This window comes from Pseudomonas sp. CFSAN084952 (assembly GCF_009648855.1).
GTDB classification, from domain to species: Bacteria; Pseudomonadota; Gammaproteobacteria; order Pseudomonadales; family Pseudomonadaceae; genus Aquipseudomonas; species Aquipseudomonas paracarnis.
Genome location: NZ_CP045767.1, coordinates 2,417,006 through 2,435,419, shown reverse-complemented (window position 1 = coordinate 2,435,419; position 18,414 = coordinate 2,417,006). Strand labels below are relative to the sequence as shown.

Genomic DNA, 18,414 nt, shown 5'->3' with positions numbered 1-18,414 from the left:
ATGATGAAAGTCGCCCACTCGTGGAGGGAGTGGGCGTTCTTCTTACAGTGCAGCCGGAAAAGCACTCAAGGCGTCGAGGCTTTTGCCAAATGCAGCAACACATAGGGGGTTTTGTCGAACGCTGCGGTAAGCGTTGGCGTGATTGAACGCAGGCGCGGATCGTCCAGCGCCTGGAAATCAGCCTGGCTCATGACCAACCATGCCGGCGCCTGGACCGGTTTCAATTCGGCAGGCAATTGGGTAAACAGCGGAACCTTGTCGCAATCGAAGTTGACCATGAATTTGATGGCTTTCGCGTCTTTGCCCAGTGCGTGCAACACCAGCGGCGCCGGTTGCTGTTGAACCTGCGCCTTGACGGCGAGGCTGAAGGTGCGGGTGTCGTACACCTGACGTTCCAGGGGTTCAACCACCATGATGTAGGTGGCCCAGAGTGAGAGCACGGCGGCCAAGGCGGGACCGTAGGTGCGCAGCCGCGAGCGGAACAATGCCAGCAGGGCCAGCACCTGTAGCAAGCCAAGCACGACGAAGATCAGCTCAAGGTCGGCCAGCGGTTCCGGGTAGCGCCGCCGCGCCACCACCAAGCCAATGGCCAACAGCGTTGGCAACAGCGTCCAGATGCCCAGCATCAAGGCGCGCAGCCACGCAAACAGTCGCCCTTGTGTGACCGCGAAGGGATACGCGGCAATGATCGCGGCCATCGGCAACATCGGCAGGATATAGCGCGCTTTCTTGGCTTGGGGCACCGACAGCCCCAGCATCACCAACACACCGGCTGCCGCGCAGTAGAGCACCAGCTTCAATGCCGGGTCCGGCGCACGTCGACCGCCCATCAGCACCGCCAGCAGCACCAACAACGCGATTGGATAGGCCAGGGCGTAGTTGCCCAGGGAGCTGGTGAAGTAATACAGCACGCCGCCGGAGCCTTCGCTGCCATCCATGCGCCCCAGGAACTGCATGCGAATCACGTCATGCATAAAATCTTCGCCGCCGCTGAGCTTGGCCAGCAGCAGCAACAGGCCGACGCACGCCGCCAGCAGCGCCAGTGCCAGCAGGCCGAAGCTGAACAGTTGGCGCCACTGGCGGTTGATCAGGTAGTAGCTGCACAACACGCCCGTAGGGATCACCAGGCCGATCGGGCCGCGAATGGCAAACCCCAGCAGCACCAGCAAAAACACCCAATGCAGGCGCTTGGCTGCGGCGAAATGATCATGGGCGTAGCCCAGGTAGAACACCGCCAACGCCACGGCGGCGAGCATCTGGTCGAGGGAGACTGCACGGGTTTCGCTGATGAACGTACTGCTGAGCAGCAGCATCGCAATACTCAGCAGGCCCCAACGTGGCGAGTAGGGTGCAGTGAGGCGATAGACCAGCACCACAATCAGCGCCGACGCGACCGCAGTGGGCAGCCACGCCGTCAGGCTGGTGACCTGGCCCAAGGGCACCGACAGCAGCCACGTCAACAGGGTCGACGTCGCCAGGTAATCGGCATACGGCTGACCATAGGTGGTGGGAAAGAAACTCGGCCCGTGACGCAGCATTTCCTGGGCAAACAGCACAAAGCGCGAATCAAAGCCGATGATCGCCTGGTGCCAGTTGCCGACGATAAACAGCACCAGCGCCAAGAGCCCAAGCCCCAGCGACTGGTGGCGGATCGTTGCGCGCTGCGCGGACGGTAAGGCGTTGTTCACCTAGCAAGCGTCCTTGACCTGTTCCACCCAGTTTTGCTGGGGGATCGGCAACTCGCAGGAATCGCCGCGGCCGATGGGGAAGTATTTGAAGCCTTTGCGCGCCAGGCGCTCGCCGTCGTACAGGTTACGGCCGTCGAAGATCACCGGGGTTTTCAGGCGCTGGTGAATCAGGTCAAAGTCCGGCGCCTTGAATTGCTGCCATTCGGTGCACACGATCAACGCATCGGCGCCGCCCAAGGTGGATTCCGGGGTGCCCATCAGCATCAGGCGCGGGTCATCGCCGTAGATGCGTTGGGTTTCCTGCATGGCTTCAGGGTCAAAGGCGCGCACATTGGCGCCGGCAGCCCACAGCGCTTCCATCAGCACGCGGCTGGGGGCATCACGCATGTCATCGGTGTTGGGCTTGAAGGCCAGGCCCCACAGGGCAAACGTCTTGCCCTTGAGGTTGCCCTGGAAGAACGCGTTGATGCGCTCGAACAACTTGCTCTTCTGGCGCTGGTTGATGGCTTCCACGGCTTCGAGCAGGTCGCTGGAGCAGTTGGCCTGCTTGGCGCTGTGGATCAGGGCGCGCATGTCTTTGGGGAAGCACGAGCCGCCATAACCGCAGCCGGGGTAGATAAAGTGGTAGCCGATGCGTGAGTCGGCACCGATGCCCAGGCGCACCGACTCAATGTCGGCACCCAGGTGTTCAGCCAACTCGGCGATCTGGTTGATGAAGCTGATCTTGGTGGCCAGCATGCAGTTGGCGGCGTACTTGGTCAGTTCTGCGCTGCGCAGGTCCATGAAGATGATGCGGTCGTGGTTGCGGTTGAACGGTGCGTACAGGTCGCGCATCACGTCGCGCACCTCTTCACGCTCGCAGCCGATGATGATCCGGTCCGGGCGGCGGCAGTCGGCAACGGCGGAGCCTTCCTTGAGGAATTCCGGGTTGGAGACGATATCGAACTGCAGCTCACGGCCGGCGGCACGCAGGTTATTGAGGATGTGGTCACGCAACGTGTCGCCGGTGCCTACCGGTACGGTGGATTTCTCCACCAGGATCACCGGCGCCACGCGATGGCGGGCAACTGCATCACCCACCGACAGCACGTATTTCAAGTCGGCCGAACCGTCTTCATCCGACGGCGTGCCCACAGCAATAAACAAGACTTCACCGTGCTCGACGGCGAGTTTTTCGTCGTGGGTAAAGCGCAGGCGTCCGCTTTCCAGGTTGTCCTTGACCATGGCTGCCAGGCCCGGCTCGAAGATGGTCACATGCCCCTTCTGCAGCGACTCGACTTTGTGCTTGTCAACGTCCATGCAAATGACATCGTGACCGACTTCGGCTAATACCGTGGCCTGAACCAGACCAACGTAACCACTACCAAATACACTGATTTTCATGGGGTATTCCTGGGACTTGAGGTGCTAGCACGACGAGAGTTGATAACCAGTACGCCGAGGATGACCAAGGCCACCCCCAGGGTTTTTGAAAGCGAAAAATCTTCGTTGAACACCGGTAGGCTGGCGGCCAGCAAATACACCAGCGCGTAACTGATGCTGAGCAGCGAATAGGCGCGGCCCAGGGGTAAGTGCTTCAGTGCGCCGAGCCAGCACAGCATCGACAGCGCATAGGCGATGATCGCCAGGATCACCACGCCCAGGGCGCCGAGGTCGATGCTGTTGTCCGTGAAGGCAGCCAGCCATTGGGTGGGCAGCGGCAGGCGCGTCATGCTCCAGCGCATGCCCAATTGGGCGCCACTCACCAGGCCGACACTGCCCAGGGCCAGGGCGAAACCCCGCATGCGGCTCATACCTGGCGCCCCAGCAAGACCACGCCGGCAATCACCAGCCCCACACCCAGCCAATGACGGGCATCAATGGGTTCGTGAAACACAAAGCGCGCCATCAGCGTGACCAGCACAAAATTCAGGCTGAGCATGGGGTAGGCAATGCCGACTTCCAGGCGCTGCAACACCAGCAGCCACACCAGCAAGCCCAGGCCTAGGCACACCAGCGCCGACCACAACCACGGCGAGCGCAGTTTCGGTGCCCAGCCGTCCGGCACGCCGCGCCAGCTCTCCACGGCGAATTTTTGCGAGACCTGGCCCATGCAGGTGAGCAGGCAGGCCGTGAGCAGTAGCAGCAGGGTGATCATGGCGCGACCTGCGGGAAAATCAGGATCACGATCTTGCCTTGCGCATAACGCTTGCCGTCAGTGGGCAGCAGCGCGAGTTCTTCCTTTTCGCCGGTGCTATTGACGCGCATCACCACGCCCACCGCACCGGTACGACGGGTTTCGGCCATCCACGTCTGGATGCGGTTACGGTCGACCAGACGCGGGGCCGTGTCCTCGTAAGCCAGGCCGTACTTGACCTCACCCGAGGTGTTGTACAGCGTGATATCCGGGCGTTTGAGGCGCCAGGACAGCGCCGACGCGGCGCCCAGGTCGTTGCTCAGCAGGGCAACGCTGGGCTGCAACTCGTCGATGTGATCAATGATGAACTGGTCCGGGGTCTTGTTGTAAACCACCGAATGGGGCAACGCCGCAGGCACCAGCAGCACCAGTAATCCACTGCCGATCAGCGGCGCGGCCCACAATGCCAAGGGGCGTGCCGCTTGCAGCAGATTGACCACGATCCAACCGAACAAAAAGATGAACACCAGCACCAGGCTGACGGTTTCCTCACCCGGTTCGTAGACCGGCTTCTTCAACTGGAACCAGCTGAGGGCCAGCAACACCAGCACACCCATCACCAGGTTCAACCAGCCATTGATGCGCAGCACACGGCCGCGACCTTGAGCCAGTTTGTCGCTCAGGGCCGAGCCCATCAGCAAGGCCAGGGGGAGCATGCACGGCATGATGTAGGAGGGCAGCTTGCCTTTGGCCAGGCTGAAAAAGGCCAGGGGCATCAACAGCCACAGTAGCAGGAACGCGGTTTTCGGCACGCGCCGCTGCAGCCAGGCCTGCTTGAGCGCGGACGGCAACAGCGCGACCCACGGCAGCGCGAACCCTACCAGCAGCGGCAGGTAATACCAGAAGGGTTCGGCGTGCTGGGCGTCTTCACCGGCAAAGCGTTGGATGTGCTCGTGCCAGAAAAAGAAATGCCAGTAGTCCGGCTCTTGCAGGTGCACAGCCAACGCCCACGGCACGCTGACAGCAATCGCCACCACCACGGCAACAGGGCCAAATTTGCACAACTCGACAAAACGTTTTTGCCAGACGGCGTAGGGCAGGGCGACCAGCACCGGCAGCAACCAGGCCAGGAAGCCCTTGGTCATGAAGCCCATGCCGCACGCCAGGCCCAGCAAGGCCCATGACCACAAGCGCGCGCGCCGCGTGGTGCTGTCGAAACAGAACCACAAGGCCACGCCCGTCAGGTTGACCCAGAAGGTGAACTGCGGGTCCAGGTTGGCATAGCCGCCCAGCGCGGCCACGCTGACGAAGCTCATGTAGAGCAACGTGCTGACCAGGCTCTTTTGCGGATCATTCCACAACCGACGAGAGACCAGGTACACCAGCAAAATGCTCAAACCGGTGCTCAACGCCGAGGCAAACCGCACGCCGAACAGGTTCTGCCCGAAGATCGCCTGGCCCAGCGCGATCATCCAATAGCCTGCGGCGGGCTTTTCGAAGTAGCGAATGCCCATGAAGTGCGGCGCGGCCCACTTGCCGGTCAGCAGCATCTCCTGGCTGATTTGCGCATAGCGGGTCTCATCGGGAATCCACAGGCCATGGGTGGCCAACGGCAGCAGGTAGAACACGGCGAACGCCAGCAGGAGCAGGGGCAAAGCCCAGCGGCGGATCATGCCTGCTGCACTCCCAGCCAACCCTCGCGGCCCGTCAAGGCGCCGCGCACCAGCTGTTGCTGGGGCAGGGTGGTCACATCCGCGGGCAACAGCTCGCCCAAGGGTTTGAACTCGATGCCGCGCTGCCCGGCCTGGGCGAGCAACTGGCGAAAATCATTGGCCATCAGAATCCCTTCTACTTCCGCGTGGATCGTGTAGACGTTCAGCTTTGACGCGTTGAACCGATCAAGAATGAAGCGGTTGAAATCGTTGGCAGCCACCACCGGCCCGACGACTTCGTCGAAGGTCGGCAGGTCTACCGGAATTTGTGGGGTGCCCGCGCTGCCATCGGCCAAGGTTGGTCGAAACAGACTGGAGCCCCGGCAATCGCTGTTGTAGCGAAAGTTGAAGCCTTGCTTGGCTTGCACCACACGCTCATCGGCACGCCAGCCGGCGGCCGCTGAACAGTCGATGCGTTCGCCGAGGATGTCGCCCAAGGTGTCTACGCCGCGTCGAATCTGCTCGACCAGTTGTGCCTCGCTCCAACGCCCGGTGTTGGCCTGCCAGCCATGGTGGTCCCAGGCGTGCAGGCCGACTTCATGCCCGGCAGCCTTGGCCTGGCGCATCAAATGCCCCAGGTCTCGGCCAATCGGCTTGCCTGGCCAGGCAGTGCCGGCCAACAAGATGTCCCAGCCATACAGGCCGGCCGCGTTGGAGCGCAGCATCTTCCACAAAAACTGCGGGCGGATCAGGCGCCACAAGTGACGCCCCATGTTGTCCGGCCCGACACTGAAGAAGAACGTCGCCTTGACCCCGGCTTCGGCCAGGGAGTCGAGCAACCGCGGCACACCTTCACGGGTGCCGCGGTAGGTGTCGACGTCGATGCGAAGACCTGCCTGCATTACTTTTTATCCGCAATTTCAAGCATGGCTTCACGCAGGAAGAAATCGAGCGTGTTGCCGATGGTTTCGCTCATTTCTACGCTCGGCTCCCAGTTCAGCAGGCGCTTGGCGTTGTCGATGCTCGGCTTGCGGTGCGCCACGTCCTGGTAGCCCGTGCCGTAGAACGCCTTGCTCTCGACGTCGCGGAAACCAGCGAACGGCGGGAAGTTGTGGCGCAGCGGGTGGGCCTCGAACTGACGCAGCAGCTCTTCGCCCAACTGGCGAATGCTGGCTTCGTTTTCGGGGTTGCCGATGTTGATGATCTGCCCGTCGCAGACGCCATTGTCGTTATCAATGATGCGCGCCAGGGCTTCGATGCCGTCGGCAATGTCGGTGAAGCAACGCTTCTGCTCACCGCCGTCGAACAGACGGATCGGCGTGCCTTCCACCAGGTTCAGGATCAGCTGGGTAATGGCGCGGGAGCTGCCGATACGCGCCGAGTCCAGGCGGTCCAGGCGCGGGCCCATCCAGTTGAATGGCCGGAACAGGGTGAACTTCAGGCCCTTGTCGCCGTAGGCCCAGATCACGCGGTCCAGCAGTTGCTTGGAGACGGAGTAGATCCAGCGTTGCTTGTTGACCGGGCCCACTACCAGGTTGGAGGTGTCTTCGTCGAAATACTGGTCTTGGCACATGCCATAGACTTCGGAGGTCGACGGGAAAATCACGCGCTTGTTGTACTTGACGCAGTAGCGCACCAGCTTGAGGTTTTCTTCGAAGTCCAGTTCGAATACGCGCAGCGGGTTACGGGTGTACTCGATCGGCGTGGCGATGGCCACCAGCGGCAGCACCACGTCGCATTTCTTGATGTGGTACTCGATCCACTCGGTGTGGATGCTGATGTCGCCTTCCACGTAATGGAAGTTCGGGTGGCTGCGCAGGCGCTCGATGGCGTCGGAGCCGATGTCCAGGCCATAGACTTCGTAGCGGTCGTCACGCAGCAGGCGCTCGGACAAGTGGTTACCGATAAAACCGTTCACGCCCAGGATCAGCACACGGGTACGGCGCGGCTTGCGACCCGACTCGGCGCCGCGTAGCACGGAGCCATCCACCAGGCCCAGTTCATCGGCCAGGGACGGGCCGGCCAGGTACAGGCCGTTTTCGTTGCGCTGGCCGAACTTGACCACCAGGGAATCTTCACCGCAGGCAATGCGCAGCGGGTTGACGCTGATTACACGGCCAGGCGCCAGACCTTCGTTGCCCTTGACCACGTCGGCTTGCCACACGATCAACTTGTGCTCGCCCACGGCGCAGAAGGCGCCCGGGTACGGCTGGGTCACTGCACGTACCAGGTTGAACAGTTGCTCGGCGGGCTTTTTCCAGTCCAGCTTGCCATCGGCGGCGGTGCGACGACCGAAGTAGGTGGCTTTGCTCTCGTCCTGGGCGGTTTCGCTCAGCTTGCCCTGGGCCAGCTGTGGCAGGGCATCACGCAGCAGGGCAGTCGCCGCATCGCGCAGCTTGGCGTGCAGGCTCAGGCCGGTATCGCTGCGCTCGATGGTGACTTTCTGCTGGGCCAGGATCGCGCCGGCATCGGCACGCTTGACCATGCGATGCAGGGTCACGCCGGTTTCGGTTTCGCCGTTGACCAGCACCCAGTTGGCCGGGGCGCGGCCACGGTATTTAGGCAGCAAGGAGCCGTGCAGGTTGAACGCGCCTTTGCGGGCGGTGGCCAACAGCGGCTCGCTCAGCAGGTTGCGGTAGTAGAACGAGAAGATGTACTCCGGGTTCAGCTTGGCGATGCGTTCGATCCACAGCGGGTGGTTGGCGTCTTCCGGTGCATGCACCGGGATGCCATTGCGGGCGCAGAGTTGGGCGACGGAACCGTAGAAGTTGTTTTCCTTGGGGTCATCGGCATGGGTGAATACGGCGGCAATGTCGTAACCGGCGCTGAGCAGCGCTTCAATGCCTGCGCAACCAATATCGTGGTAGGCGAATACAACAGCTTTTGAACTCATGACTGGACCTGATCCGAAGAAGAAGTAGACGTATGGGAAGACACCAGGCCGTCGACCACGACGACTGGAGCCGGTGCTGCCGGTTGGTTGCGCAGCACTTTTTCAATAAAGAAGCGTGGGCGGGCGCGGACATCGCTGTACATGCGGCCCAGGTATTCGCCCAAAAGGCCCATGCCGATGAACTGGCCACCGGTGAACACGAACAACACCGCAAACAGCACGAACAGGCCATCACCGGCCCAGTCGGCGCCGAAGGCCAGGCGCATGACGATCAGGGCAAAGGCAAACAGCACGCCCAGTGCCGCCAGGCTGAAACCGACGATGGACAGCAGGCGCAAGGGCGTGGTGGTCATGCAGGTCAGCAGGTCGAACATCAGGCTGATCAGGCGCATGGCGCTGTATTTGGATTCGCCGTGCTCACGTTCGGCGTGGTGCACCAGGATTTCCGTGGTGTGGCGGGCAAAGCCGTTGGCCAGGATCGGGATGAACGTGCTGCGCTCACGGCAGGCGAGCATGGCGTCGACGATGGTGCGGCGGTAGGCGCGCAACATGCAGCCGTAGTCGGTCATGGCCACGCCGGTAGAGCGCTGCACGGCAAGGTTGATCAAGCGCGAGGGCCAGCGGCGGAAGGCCGAGTCCTGGCGGTTATTACGCACGGTGGCGACCACGTCGTAGCCCAGGGCGGCTTGCTCGACCAGGCGCGGGATTTCTTCCGGCGGGTTCTGCAGGTCGGCGTCAAGGGTGATCACCACTTCGCCACGGCACTGTTCAAAGCCGGCCATGATCGCCGCGTGCTGGCCGTAGTTGCGGTTAAGGATCACCGCCACCACATTGCTGCCGTCTTCGGCGGCGGCGTCTTCGAGCAGTTGGGCCGAATTGTCGCGGCTACCGTCATCCACTAGGATGATTTCGTATTCGTAAGCCAATTGCTTGCAGGCTGCCGTGGTGCGGCGCAGCAACTCAGGCAGGCTTTCTTGTTCGTTGTAGACCGGGATAACGATCGACACGCAATAAATAGGGTAGGGTTTCAAAGATTCATGACCTCGGGCTAAAGCGACTTCAAGCGTGAAAACAGCAGCGTTCATTGGGCAAAACTACAGCCCGCAGGATATAAAACGGGGCTAAAGATGATGCGTTTTCAATAGGTTAGTCGATAATCCACGGATTGCTCTCAAGTGTTGCCTACAAGGTTAAGCGCAAAAATGTGCAACGAATATGAAAGGCGGATGAAAAACTCGTTTATTTGACAGGCAGACAGCTAGGGTTCAGCTAAGTAATCAAGGCGTTACATGTAGGCCTCACAGGGCGATATCGGAGCTTCGTGCAAGACGCTTGGTTCAATCTGAGCGAGGCGATCAGCCCAATGTTTGCCCTTCAACAATCTTCTCTGCATTGGCGCTCAAGTGCCGGTAAAGTAAGCCCTCTCTTGCCAGGGTACTCGGATGAATAGCGTGCAGCTTTTACGCGGCCAGTTGCGGCCAGCGCTGATGGGATTGTTGATGACGGTGGCCTGTGTCACCAGCGTGCGGGCTGATCAGGGCGTCGCGCTGACCCCACTGGACCAGGTGCCGGACGGGGTGGAAGTGCGCGGCAAGCAGGTCGCCGCCTATACCTGGGATGACCGCCAAGGCAAAAACCTGCTGGTACTCGCCGAGCAAGTCGGTGAGCGCGATGACGATGGTACCCAGTCGGCCTTTGTCTACGCGGCGCAATACGTGCTGGGAGGCGAGCGCCCCAAGCGCGTGTGGATGCTGTACGACGATGTACAGCACTGCGAATTCGACGCCGGGCTGCGCTTTGACCGGGCTGCCACCAAGGTCACCGACCTGCTGGGCGACGGCAATACCCAGGCTACAGTCGGTTATTCGCGGGCCTGCACCAGTGATGTCAGCCCCAACGAATTCAAGCTGATCATGCATGCCGGAAAGTCCGAGAAGTATCGTCTGCGCGGCCTCGACCGCGTGGGCGCAAGTTGGTGGGATGAGGACGCTGGCGCCTTGCGCGGCATGCCACTGCCCACTGACTGCAGCGTCGTGGCGCAGCAAGCGTTGGTCAGCCAATACAAGGAGCAGGGCACCGAACTGCCCCTGCCAGGCTGCTATGGCGACGAGAAGGACTTTGCCAAGGCGCCGGACAGTTATCTCGCTTTTATGCGCCAGCAGTGGTTCGCGCTGATGCAGCAACAGGACGCCGACTGGAGCCAGTCCCAGGCCCAGCCCCAGGCAGCCAGTGAGGACGACGATACAGCCCCGTGATTTTGTGCCAGGGCCGCTCCTGGGTTAGACTCGGCCTTCGCCAACCCACTAAATACATCGACTAATCAAATAGTTGGTCGATGTATTTAATCCAAAGGCTGATCTACCTTGACCGAGTCCATTCGCAACCCGCTGACCCTTTACCTCACCCGCCTGGCGCCTTCCAGCCAGTTGACCATGCGCTACGTGCTGCAGGATGCCGCCGACCGCCTGGGTTTCGAAGACCTCAACCTCGAAGAGATTGACTGGCACCTGCTGCAGCCCGAACACGTCATCGCACTGGTGGCTGCCTTGCGCGAGGACGGCTTTGCGCCGAACACCTCGTCGCTGTATGTGAATGCGGTGCGCGGGGTGATGAATGAGGCGTGGCGCATGAGCTTGATCAGCCAGGACCACCTGTTGAAGATGCGCTCGGTCAAGGCCACGCCCGGTACGCGCCTGGGCCAGGGCCGCAACCTGCGCCGCACCTTGATCCGCGAGATGCTCGACGTCTGCGCCGCCGACCCCCGGCCTCAGGGCCTGCGGGATGCCGCAGTGATCGGTCTGTTATATGGCTCGGGCATGCGCAAGTCGGAGTCGGTGAACCTGGACCTGGCACAGATCAACTTTGACGAGCGCAGCTTGCGCGTGATCGGCAAGGGCAACAAAGAGCTGGTCAAGTACGCGCCGGACTGGGCGTTTGCCAAGCTGCAGGCCTGGCTGGCGTTCCGCCGCGAGCACCTCAAGGAAGGCGAGCAGGACGACAGCTTCTTGTTCAACCGCATCCGGCGAGGCAGCCATATCACCCGGGAACGCATCACCAAGCATGCGATTTACTACATCGCGCGCCAGCGCGGCGATCAAGTGGGGGTCAAGATCATGCCCCATGATTTCCGTCGTTCGTTTATCACGCGGGTGATCGAGGAGCATGATTTGTCGATTGCGCAGAAACTGGCGCATCACACCAATATCCAGACCACCGCCAGCTATGACGTGCGTGACGACAATGAGCGGCGGCGGGCGGTGGATCGATTTGATTTGTAGGCTTGTGGATACACCACGATTCAAATGTGGGAGCTGGCTTGCCTGCGAAGAGGGCCTCACAGGCAACCAGAATGTTGAATCTGCCTGCTCCTCTGCTCAGGAGGAAGGCGGGACGCTTGAGACCAGGTGAGCCGGCAAGCGCCGCAACGTCCACAAGGTGGTCAGCATCGCGGCAAGCGCACACAGCGCAATGCCGATCAACATCGGCGCCGGTGTATGGTCGGCAAAGATCCCCACCAAGGTCATCGCCACAGCCGCCGTGACCATCTGGATCGCGCCCAGCAGTGCAGACGCAGAACCCGCCACCGCACCATGATCCTCCAGCGACAGTACCCCGGCCGCCGGCAATAGCAGGCCAAGAAAGCCAAAACCGATAAACAACAGCCCCATCATCAAGCCCAGGCTGTCACCCCACAGTGTAGTAGCCGCCAGCAAGCTCATGACCGCCGCCACGCCCACCACCGACCAGCGAATCAACGGCGCCAGGCCAAAGCGGGCGCTGAGGCGGGCGGTCAATTGGCTCATGGCAAAAAACGAAGCCGCGTTGAGCGCAAAGCACAGGCTGAACTGGGTCGGTGTCAGGCCAAAAAATTCGATGTACACGAAGGGCGCGCTGCCGATGAACACGAAAAAGGTGGCCAGGCCAAACCCGCACACCACCGACAAACCCGTAAAGACCGGGTCGCGGAGGAGGGCGCCATAACTGCCGAACGCCTGGCCCAGTGTCTTGCCCAGGCGGCGCTCGGCCGGGTGGGTTTCTGGCAGTTGTACGGCGGTCATCACCAGACACAGCACGGCCACCACCGCCAACACGGCAAACACTTCGCGCCAGCTCCAGATCGAAATCACCAGGCTACCGGCCAGCGGCGCGAGGATCGGCGAAACACTCATCACCAGCATCAACAAAGCCATCAGACGCGCCGCTTCATGGCCGGTATACAGGTCACGGACAATCGCCCGTGGGATCACCATGCCCGCACAAGCACCGAACGCCTGCACCGCACGAAAACCAATCAACACTTCGATGGTCGGTGCCAGCGCGCAGCCGACGCTGCCAATGGCAAAGATCACCAAACCCGCATAAATCGGTGGTTTACGCCCGAACACGTCGCTGAGGGGGCCGTAGAACAACTGGCACACGCCGATAATCATGAAGAACACCGTCAAACTCATCTGCACGGCCGCCGGCGAGGCCTGGAGGCTGGCGCCCAGGGTCGGCAGCGCCGGCAGATAGATGTCGATAGCAAACGGGCCCACGGCGGTGATCAAGCCCAGCAACAGGGCGAGACGGGCGATACGTTGAGGCATTTGGCAGATCCAGGTAGAGCAACGGACGGTCAGCTTAAGGGAACCGCGCAGATCCGCAAACTTAGGCTTCACTAACAAGCAACAGCTGCCGATACAGCTAGCAGCGACATTGAAACGGTTGGGTTCCCAACCGGCGGTCCTGGCACGGGGTACCACTATGACGATCAAATTACGCTTGGTGCTGTTGATTGCGACCGGGTTGCTCACCGCTTTGATCATGAGCCTGGCTGGCTACCTGGGCAATACGCGGATGGCCGATGCGGTACAGGACAACGACGTCAGCATGACGGTACTGCGCAACCACATGGAAGCCGACATGATGCACGACGCCCTGCGTGCGGATGTACTGTCGGCGATGTTGGTCGGGCTGGGCAAAAGCACCAGTACGCCGGCCGAGGTCAACAGCTCGATCAAGGAGCATGCCGAGCACTTTCGCGAGGTGCTGGCGGACAATCTCAAGCTGCCGTTGGACGCCTCGATCAAGGCCAGCCTGGAAAAAATCAAACCCAGCCTGGACACCTACATCAGTGCCGGCGAGCGCATCGTCGCGCTGGCCCTGGACAATCCCGAGGCCGCACGAGGGGAACTGCAGACCTTCAATGCCGCGTTCAGCCAGTTGGAAGAACAAATGGCGGCGTTGAGCGAACTGATCGAAAACAATACCCAACTCACCAGCACCGGTACCCGGCAAACCATCAGTAACGCTAACTGGACCTTGATTATTGTATTGGGGGCGAGCCTGCTGTTGCTGCTGGCACAAGGACGTTGGGTGACCCTGAGCATCATGGGGCCGTTGCGCACCGCCAGCCGTATTGCCCAGAGCATTGCCCATGGCAACCTGAGCGAGCCGATTGCCGAACCCAAGAACCAGGACGAAGCCAGTGCACTGATTCGCAGCCTGGCGACGATGCAGCGGGATTTGCGCGGCATGATCGAAGTGGTTCGCAGCAACGCCCATGGCGTCAATGGCATGAGCGAGCGCCTCAGCCAGGGTTGCCATGAAGTGGCAGGCAGCAGCCAGCAACAAAGCGTCGCCGCCAGCACCATGGCCGCCGCCGCGAGCGAAATGACAGCCAGCATCGAAGAAATCACCCGTCACGCCCAACGTGCCCTGGACATGGCCAGCCAGGCTGAAACCCTGGCCAAGGACGGCGGCCGGGTTATCCACCAGGTGGTCAGCGACATGGATGCAATCGCCCGTTCTGCCCAACAGTCAGCCCAAGTGATCCGCACGCTGGACAAGGAGTCCGAGGCGATCTACAGCATTATCCAGGTGATCAAGGGGATTGCCGACCAGACCAACCTGCTGGCCCTGAACGCCGCCATCGAAGCCGCCCGCGCCGGTGAACAAGGGCGCGGCTTTGCGGTCGTGGCCGACGAAGTGCGCAGCCTGGCCGGACGCACCAGCGCCTCCACCCAGGAAATAGCCAGCATGGTCGGGAGTATCCAGCAGAACACCCGTGAAGCGGTGATCAGCATGGAGGAGGGCGTTGCCCAAGTGGACAAGGGCATGGCGGTGACTGCCGAGGTGGAGCGCGCCATTCGCGAGATCCTCCAGGCTACGCTGAGTACCACTGAATTGGTCAACGATATTTCACGCACGATTAGTGAGCAGAGCCTGGCCAGTAATGAGATCGCTCATCAGGTGGAGAGAATTGCGGGGATGTCGGAAAGTAACAGTCGGGTGATTGGCGAGACGGCGTCGACGACGGATGAATTGTCGAGTTTGGCGGGGAAGCTTTCGCAGTCGGTGGATCGGTTTAGGCTTTGATGGATGATGACTATATATAACAACAAATAACAGTGCTATCGAGAACTGATTTTTGGTCGACGTGCCCAGCAGGATAAAACTCAACCGGAATGATTTGAAATGACTGCTATCGCTCTTCTGAATTCTGAGCTAGACCCTCACCTGATTGCAGACACTTTGCTCAGCGTTGAGGGAGCAGACCCAGATGTCAAAAAAACGATATGGCTGCCAGCGCTAGGAAATATTTGTTCTGAGTGGGGCGAGGGCGAAAAGTTGTGGCATATATCTCGACTGGGACGAAAGTCATTTTTCCTTCCTAATCAGTCAGGCGTGTTGTCCTTCGCAGGTGTTTGTGCCCCAGCCGCAAAGTTTCTTGATGAACTATCGAAAGCCTTTCGCAATGTTTACCAGTTTGATCAAAGTGCGAAAGTCGACAGTGGACTTATTAACCGAGTATTAAATAACACCGAGAGGGTCCAGGATTTTTGGCTGATAGGTGTATTGGTCGATAAAGACGGAAAGCGTGAGCCTTATACTCACAATACCGTTAAAAAGATAGAAACTGAACATTTCGGTATCTGTTACGCCGCCGGCTCTGGGGCCGAGCTGATTGAAAAACTGGTCAATTCCGCTGATCAACGAATAACCGCGGGCGTCTGGAGAGATGCGACTCATATCAGCGTAACTGAAGATCTGGCCGAGCATATTTCTTGCGAAATGCTATACAGAGAAAGCGATATTAGAAATGGCGTCGAGCCAGGCACACCGTTCTCTATCGGATGTGGTGGATTTTATGAGTGGTACGCCGTTTTGCCTCAGGGGGTCAAGCCGATGCGCTCCCGACTCGATATCCATGTGTACTTTCACGAAGGGAAACTAGTAGTTTCACGAATGTATTTTTGTGAACAGGTTCAGAATAATACTTTAAGGTTCGTTGATTCGCTGCTGCCCTCGCAAGATTATTACCTTTCAATCTACACCCTGGGGCTTGATCCAGTGGAGATCCCCCTGGATCTCCTGATTGGAGACTGGACAACAATCGTTCCTGTAGAGTCAATTGGGACGTTGATTGGTTCTTTTTTAAATGCTGGAAAATCAGTTGATTGCAGTAGTAAGTCGCTGTTATCAGGGAGTGTGTCCTCCGAGATAGCTGAAAAATTATTTGGCGAACCGACGAATGTTAATCGCGTGAGAGTGATTGTTACCTATAACGGGCGCGCGATCACACGAAGCATCCTATCTCAACCTCATGAACCGAGCAGTGCACAGGTAAAAGAGGTTGGTGGGCGTGTAGCCGTATGCTTAAGCCAGAAAGTGATGACGACGGTGGTAGAATCCGTTGCCCATCTGATTGAAAAAAGCCCCTGAGTAAAATAGGTAGCAGCTAAATTATCATGAATAGACATTTATATAATAACGACGAGCTTTCCGAATATGGTCCTTTCAACGGGACCGTCATTTATTCCGCTCGCCCGATCAAACTTTTGGCGGGTGATATTATTCAGGTTGTGTCCGGCTCTACTACAAAGCCGAAGCAATATTATTATCATGGGGCCTATGTCTATTCCCACGAAGTCAAAAGTGATAAGCCCGAGCGCAAAAAGTACCTAATCAATAGTCTTCAACCGTTGAACCCTCCAGTTGAAGTGACGCGAAATTTGCTCCCCGAAGGAAATACTTTTAATACATTTATTGGTAATTTGACGACTTCCCTTCGGAGGGTTCCGGAAGTCTATCTGGAGTTGTATCAAGATCTGATAGAGTCTAGTGGTCAGTACAAAGCTAAACTTGATTCCGATATCGACAGGATTGTCGGCTCAGACACTGGCGTAAGGACAAGTATAAACAGGGAATTGTTGTGTCGCCTCGGGCAAGGAAAATTCAAGAAAAATGTCGAGCGAGTCTGGGGGAGTAATCGGTGTGCACTGAGCGGGATAGATCTGCCGGAGTTGTTGATTGCGTCACATATTAAGCCTTGGGCATCATCCGATAATGGCGAGCGTTTGAATGGGTGCAATGGGATTCTGTTTGCGAGTCATATAGACAAACTGTTTGACAGCTTCATCATTACGTTTAAAGAGCTTGGCGGCCAGTTTGTCCTGCATTCCTCTCCAAAAATCAAAGCTTTCCTAGAGAATAATTTCAGAATTAATAAGAGCTCGCTTGATCTTGGCAAACTCACACCGTCGAATTTTAGAGAAGTTTCCGGCTTTCTAAAATTTCATAACTCTGAGTTTGAACGTTTGCATATTGAATAGGCACGAGTCAGATATATGTAAGATAAATTTGCCCTGGTTTTTATAAGTGCAATATTACTGTTGACGATTGGTTTCAGAGTCCGATAGGAGCTGTTTGCCAAGTTTCACTGGTTTCATAAGCGCTATTCTAGCGATGGTCAACGCCCCTTACCGGGGCCACTGCAAACTAAAAAAAGAAGGGAAAAGCCTTATCAATGAGAAGCGCGCATTCTATTGAGGGTGCGGAAGTTCTGACCAGGGTAGGGGCCTTAGGTAGCGTGCTGGCTGGCCTATGGATATATTAACTCTAGGGGCGCACCTTCATATGCGCTTTCCAGCGATTGTAATCGAGGGTTTTGGCCGTGACTGACCAGTCCGGTGCTAAGTTTCCTTAAACAACATCCACGATGCAGCACCATAATTGTCACGCCGTCTTTTCTGTTTAACCCACGACCTTCATCACCAAGCGAAAATTAGCGTATGCAGGAGAATATGAGTACGGATGACCTTAATGAGATGTGCTATTAACTCAACTAAATGACTATTTAGTGTAGTTATATTAATTCGTCATTCGCGTAGAGTAGGGTACGCCCCAAACTCAAGATCACTTTCCGGCCTCTAAAAGGGCTTGGAAAGCTTCCCCGGTTGCTTCTTCAGTCTCTTTGATTTGTGTCAACACTGAGTTTATATGATTATTAATGTCAGTTTCTGATGCAGAATTTGGAAGATCACCTAACAGGCTACATATTTTTTCAAGGCGATTAACTTGGGCAAATGCATTTGCCAATCTGTTGTTAACCTTTTCAGTGAATATATCAGCCTTGTCCAAAAACTGTGATGGGAGGTCAAGCCTTACTTTTGTTGCCTTATTCGCTAAATCCTGGCGCACATTTTCATCATTTTTCAGGGCTGCCAAGTAGGTTTGGTCTCCGTTTAGTGGACGAACCACGCAACGGAATTTAGCGATTTCAACCTGCGCTGCGCCAAAAGGAGTTGTCATAATCTGAGCTAAGAGCTTGGCGCTTGCACCCCGTTCGCGCCTCCTTTGAGCTTTATCAAGGCTCCAGATAATAAGTGCGATGATTGCAGCAGCAGCCGTCGCGACAGCAGCTACAGCGTCCCAGTCGATTTTCCATTCTGTACAAAGCCACATGCAATTTCTCCGTCAATTGGTGAGGCAACGTTTGTCTGGCGGCATTCAAGCACGCAGTGATCAGCATCGCCAAGCTGAAAGCAGGAGGCGCCGTCAGGCTTCAAATCTGACCACCAGGCCCCAGCCCCGTACATGACAGTTCGCATAATGTATATTATGTTAAATTAAGTGTTATGCCTTATAGGTTCATGAGCTGTCCGTTTCCAGTAACCTACGCACTGGATTTCCCAAACCCCCGAAATCCCGCGAAATCAACGCCCCCACAACGCACTTCTCAACCATTCTCTCATCTCCTGGTTCACAAACCTGCGAAGCCCTATCAAATCCTCATCGCTGGCT

Annotated in this window: 15 protein-coding genes and 1 pseudogene; 6 read left to right on the top strand and 10 right to left on the bottom strand. The window is 58.1% G+C overall.

Annotation, left to right across the window (positions count from 1 at the left end):
• Nucleotides 1-65: 65 nt before the first annotated feature.
• The 8 genes from GH769_RS10975 to arnC are packed head-to-tail and all read right to left on the bottom strand — an operon-like array spanning nt 66 to nt 9,380.
• The gene (locus GH769_RS10975) at nt 66-1,688 is read right to left on the bottom strand and encodes a glycosyltransferase family 39 protein (RefSeq protein ID WP_032903059.1); all 1,623 of its coding nucleotides are present in this window, start codon (nt 1,686-1,688) and stop codon (nt 66-68) included.
• Nucleotides 1,689-3,071, bottom strand: coding sequence for a UDP-glucose/GDP-mannose dehydrogenase family protein (locus GH769_RS10970; protein ID WP_014718468.1), 1,383 nt, complete (start codon nt 3,069-3,071; stop codon nt 1,689-1,691). It lies immediately after the preceding gene.
• On the bottom strand, nt 3,068-3,481 hold the full coding sequence (arnF, locus tag GH769_RS10965; protein WP_014718467.1) for a 4-amino-4-deoxy-L-arabinose-phosphoundecaprenol flippase subunit ArnF: 414 nt from the start codon (nt 3,479-3,481) through the stop codon (nt 3,068-3,070). Before arnF ends, GH769_RS10970 begins: the two co-directional genes overlap by 4 nt.
• On the bottom strand, nt 3,478-3,825 hold the full coding sequence (arnE, locus tag GH769_RS10960) for a 4-amino-4-deoxy-L-arabinose-phosphoundecaprenol flippase subunit ArnE (protein ID WP_014718466.1): 348 nt from the start codon (nt 3,823-3,825) through the stop codon (nt 3,478-3,480). Before arnE ends, arnF begins: the two co-directional genes overlap by 4 nt.
• Complete coding sequence (arnT, locus tag GH769_RS10955) at nt 3,822-5,477, bottom strand: lipid IV(A) 4-amino-4-deoxy-L-arabinosyltransferase (RefSeq protein WP_032903060.1); 1,656 nt, start codon at nt 5,475-5,477, stop codon at nt 3,822-3,824. The genes arnE and arnT overlap by 4 nt, the downstream gene beginning before the upstream one ends.
• A complete protein-coding gene (gene arnD, locus GH769_RS10950; protein ID WP_032903062.1) occupies nt 5,474-6,358 on the bottom strand; it encodes a 4-deoxy-4-formamido-L-arabinose-phosphoundecaprenol deformylase in 885 nt (294 codons plus the stop codon). The genes arnT and arnD overlap by 4 nt, the downstream gene beginning before the upstream one ends.
• Nucleotides 6,358-8,349 (bottom strand): bifunctional UDP-4-amino-4-deoxy-L-arabinose formyltransferase/UDP-glucuronic acid oxidase ArnA, encoded by a 1,992-nt coding sequence (arnA, locus tag GH769_RS10945; protein ID WP_014718463.1) that lies wholly within the window; start codon nt 8,347-8,349, stop codon nt 6,358-6,360. The genes arnD and arnA overlap by 1 nt, the downstream gene beginning before the upstream one ends.
• A complete protein-coding gene (arnC, locus tag GH769_RS10940; RefSeq protein ID WP_153649758.1) occupies nt 8,346-9,380 on the bottom strand; it encodes an undecaprenyl-phosphate 4-deoxy-4-formamido-L-arabinose transferase in 1,035 nt (344 codons plus the stop codon). Before arnC ends, arnA begins: the two co-directional genes overlap by 4 nt.
• Before the next feature lie 411 nt (nt 9,381-9,791).
• Between arnC and GH769_RS10935 the strand changes: the two genes are divergently transcribed.
• Nucleotides 9,792-10,604, top strand: a complete 813-nt coding sequence (locus GH769_RS10935) for a M949_RS01915 family surface polysaccharide biosynthesis protein (RefSeq protein WP_032902545.1) — start codon at nt 9,792-9,794, stop codon at nt 10,602-10,604.
• A 108-nt stretch (nt 10,605-10,712) separates the two neighbouring features.
• Nucleotides 10,713-11,627, top strand: a complete 915-nt coding sequence (gene xerC, locus GH769_RS10930) for a tyrosine recombinase XerC (RefSeq protein WP_032902546.1) — start codon at nt 10,713-10,715, stop codon at nt 11,625-11,627.
• A 96-nt stretch (nt 11,628-11,723) separates the two neighbouring features.
• On the opposite strand, the gene GH769_RS10925 is transcribed toward xerC, so the two are convergent.
• Nucleotides 11,724-12,935 carry a multidrug effflux MFS transporter gene (locus tag GH769_RS10925; protein ID WP_014718460.1) on the bottom strand — a complete coding sequence of 404 codons (1,212 nt, stop codon included), beginning with the start codon at nt 12,933-12,935 and terminating at the stop codon, nt 11,724-11,726.
• 157 nt (nt 12,936-13,092) lie between these two features.
• On the opposite strand from GH769_RS10925, the pseudogene GH769_RS29425 reads away from it, so the two are divergent.
• From GH769_RS29425 to GH769_RS10910, 4 genes and pseudogenes are all read left to right on the top strand, one after another.
• Nucleotides 13,093-13,848 (top strand): annotated as a pseudogene (locus GH769_RS29425) (MCP four helix bundle domain-containing protein); the annotation flags it as partial.
• Nucleotides 13,843-14,706 carry a methyl-accepting chemotaxis protein gene (locus GH769_RS29420; protein WP_371921756.1) on the top strand — a complete coding sequence of 288 codons (864 nt, stop codon included), beginning with the start codon at nt 13,843-13,845 and terminating at the stop codon, nt 14,704-14,706. The pseudogene GH769_RS29425 and the gene GH769_RS29420, both read left to right, overlap by 6 nt.
• A 99-nt stretch (nt 14,707-14,805) precedes the next feature.
• Complete coding sequence (locus tag GH769_RS10915; RefSeq protein ID WP_133244139.1) at nt 14,806-16,053, top strand: hypothetical protein; 1,248 nt, start codon at nt 14,806-14,808, stop codon at nt 16,051-16,053.
• A 26-nt stretch (nt 16,054-16,079) separates the two neighbouring features.
• Nucleotides 16,080-16,943 (top strand): HNH endonuclease, encoded by an 864-nt coding sequence (locus GH769_RS10910; protein WP_050587229.1) that lies wholly within the window; start codon nt 16,080-16,082, stop codon nt 16,941-16,943.
• A 583-nt stretch (nt 16,944-17,526) separates the two neighbouring features.
• Here the strand turns inward: GH769_RS10910 and GH769_RS10905 are convergent.
• On the bottom strand, nt 17,527-18,075 hold the full coding sequence (locus GH769_RS10905) for a hypothetical protein (protein WP_032902551.1): 549 nt from the start codon (nt 18,073-18,075) through the stop codon (nt 17,527-17,529).
• Nucleotides 18,076-18,414: the final 339 nt, after the last annotated feature.

Bases quoted from the DNA above. Each gene is read 5' to 3' on its own strand.
- GH769_RS10915 (WP_133244139.1), top strand. From the start codon at position 14,806: ATGACTGCTATCGCTCTTCTGAATTCTGAGCTAGACCCTCACCTGATT.
- arnE (WP_014718466.1), bottom strand. From the start codon at position 3,825: ATGATCACCCTGCTGCTACTGCTCACGGCCTGCCTGCTCACCTGCATG.
- GH769_RS10925 (WP_014718460.1), bottom strand. From the start codon at position 12,935: ATGCCTCAACGTATCGCCCGTCTCGCCCTGTTGCTGGGCTTGATCACC.
- GH769_RS10910 (WP_050587229.1), top strand. From the start codon at position 16,080: ATGAATAGACATTTATATAATAACGACGAGCTTTCCGAATATGGTCCT.
- GH769_RS29420 (WP_371921756.1), top strand. From the start codon at position 13,843: ATGCAGCGGGATTTGCGCGGCATGATCGAAGTGGTTCGCAGCAACGCC.
- arnT (WP_032903060.1), bottom strand. From the start codon at position 5,477: ATGATCCGCCGCTGGGCTTTGCCCCTGCTCCTGCTGGCGTTCGCCGTG.
- GH769_RS10970 (WP_014718468.1), bottom strand. From the start codon at position 3,071: ATGAAAATCAGTGTATTTGGTAGTGGTTACGTTGGTCTGGTTCAGGCC.
- arnF (WP_014718467.1), bottom strand. From the start codon at position 3,481: ATGAGCCGCATGCGGGGTTTCGCCCTGGCCCTGGGCAGTGTCGGCCTG.
- arnA (WP_014718463.1), bottom strand. From the start codon at position 8,349: ATGAGTTCAAAAGCTGTTGTATTCGCCTACCACGATATTGGTTGCGCA.
- GH769_RS10905 (WP_032902551.1), bottom strand. From the start codon at position 18,075: ATGTGGCTTTGTACAGAATGGAAAATCGACTGGGACGCTGTAGCTGCT.
- GH769_RS10935 (WP_032902545.1), top strand. From the start codon at position 9,792: ATGAATAGCGTGCAGCTTTTACGCGGCCAGTTGCGGCCAGCGCTGATG.
- arnD (WP_032903062.1), bottom strand. From the start codon at position 6,358: ATGCAGGCAGGTCTTCGCATCGACGTCGACACCTACCGCGGCACCCGT.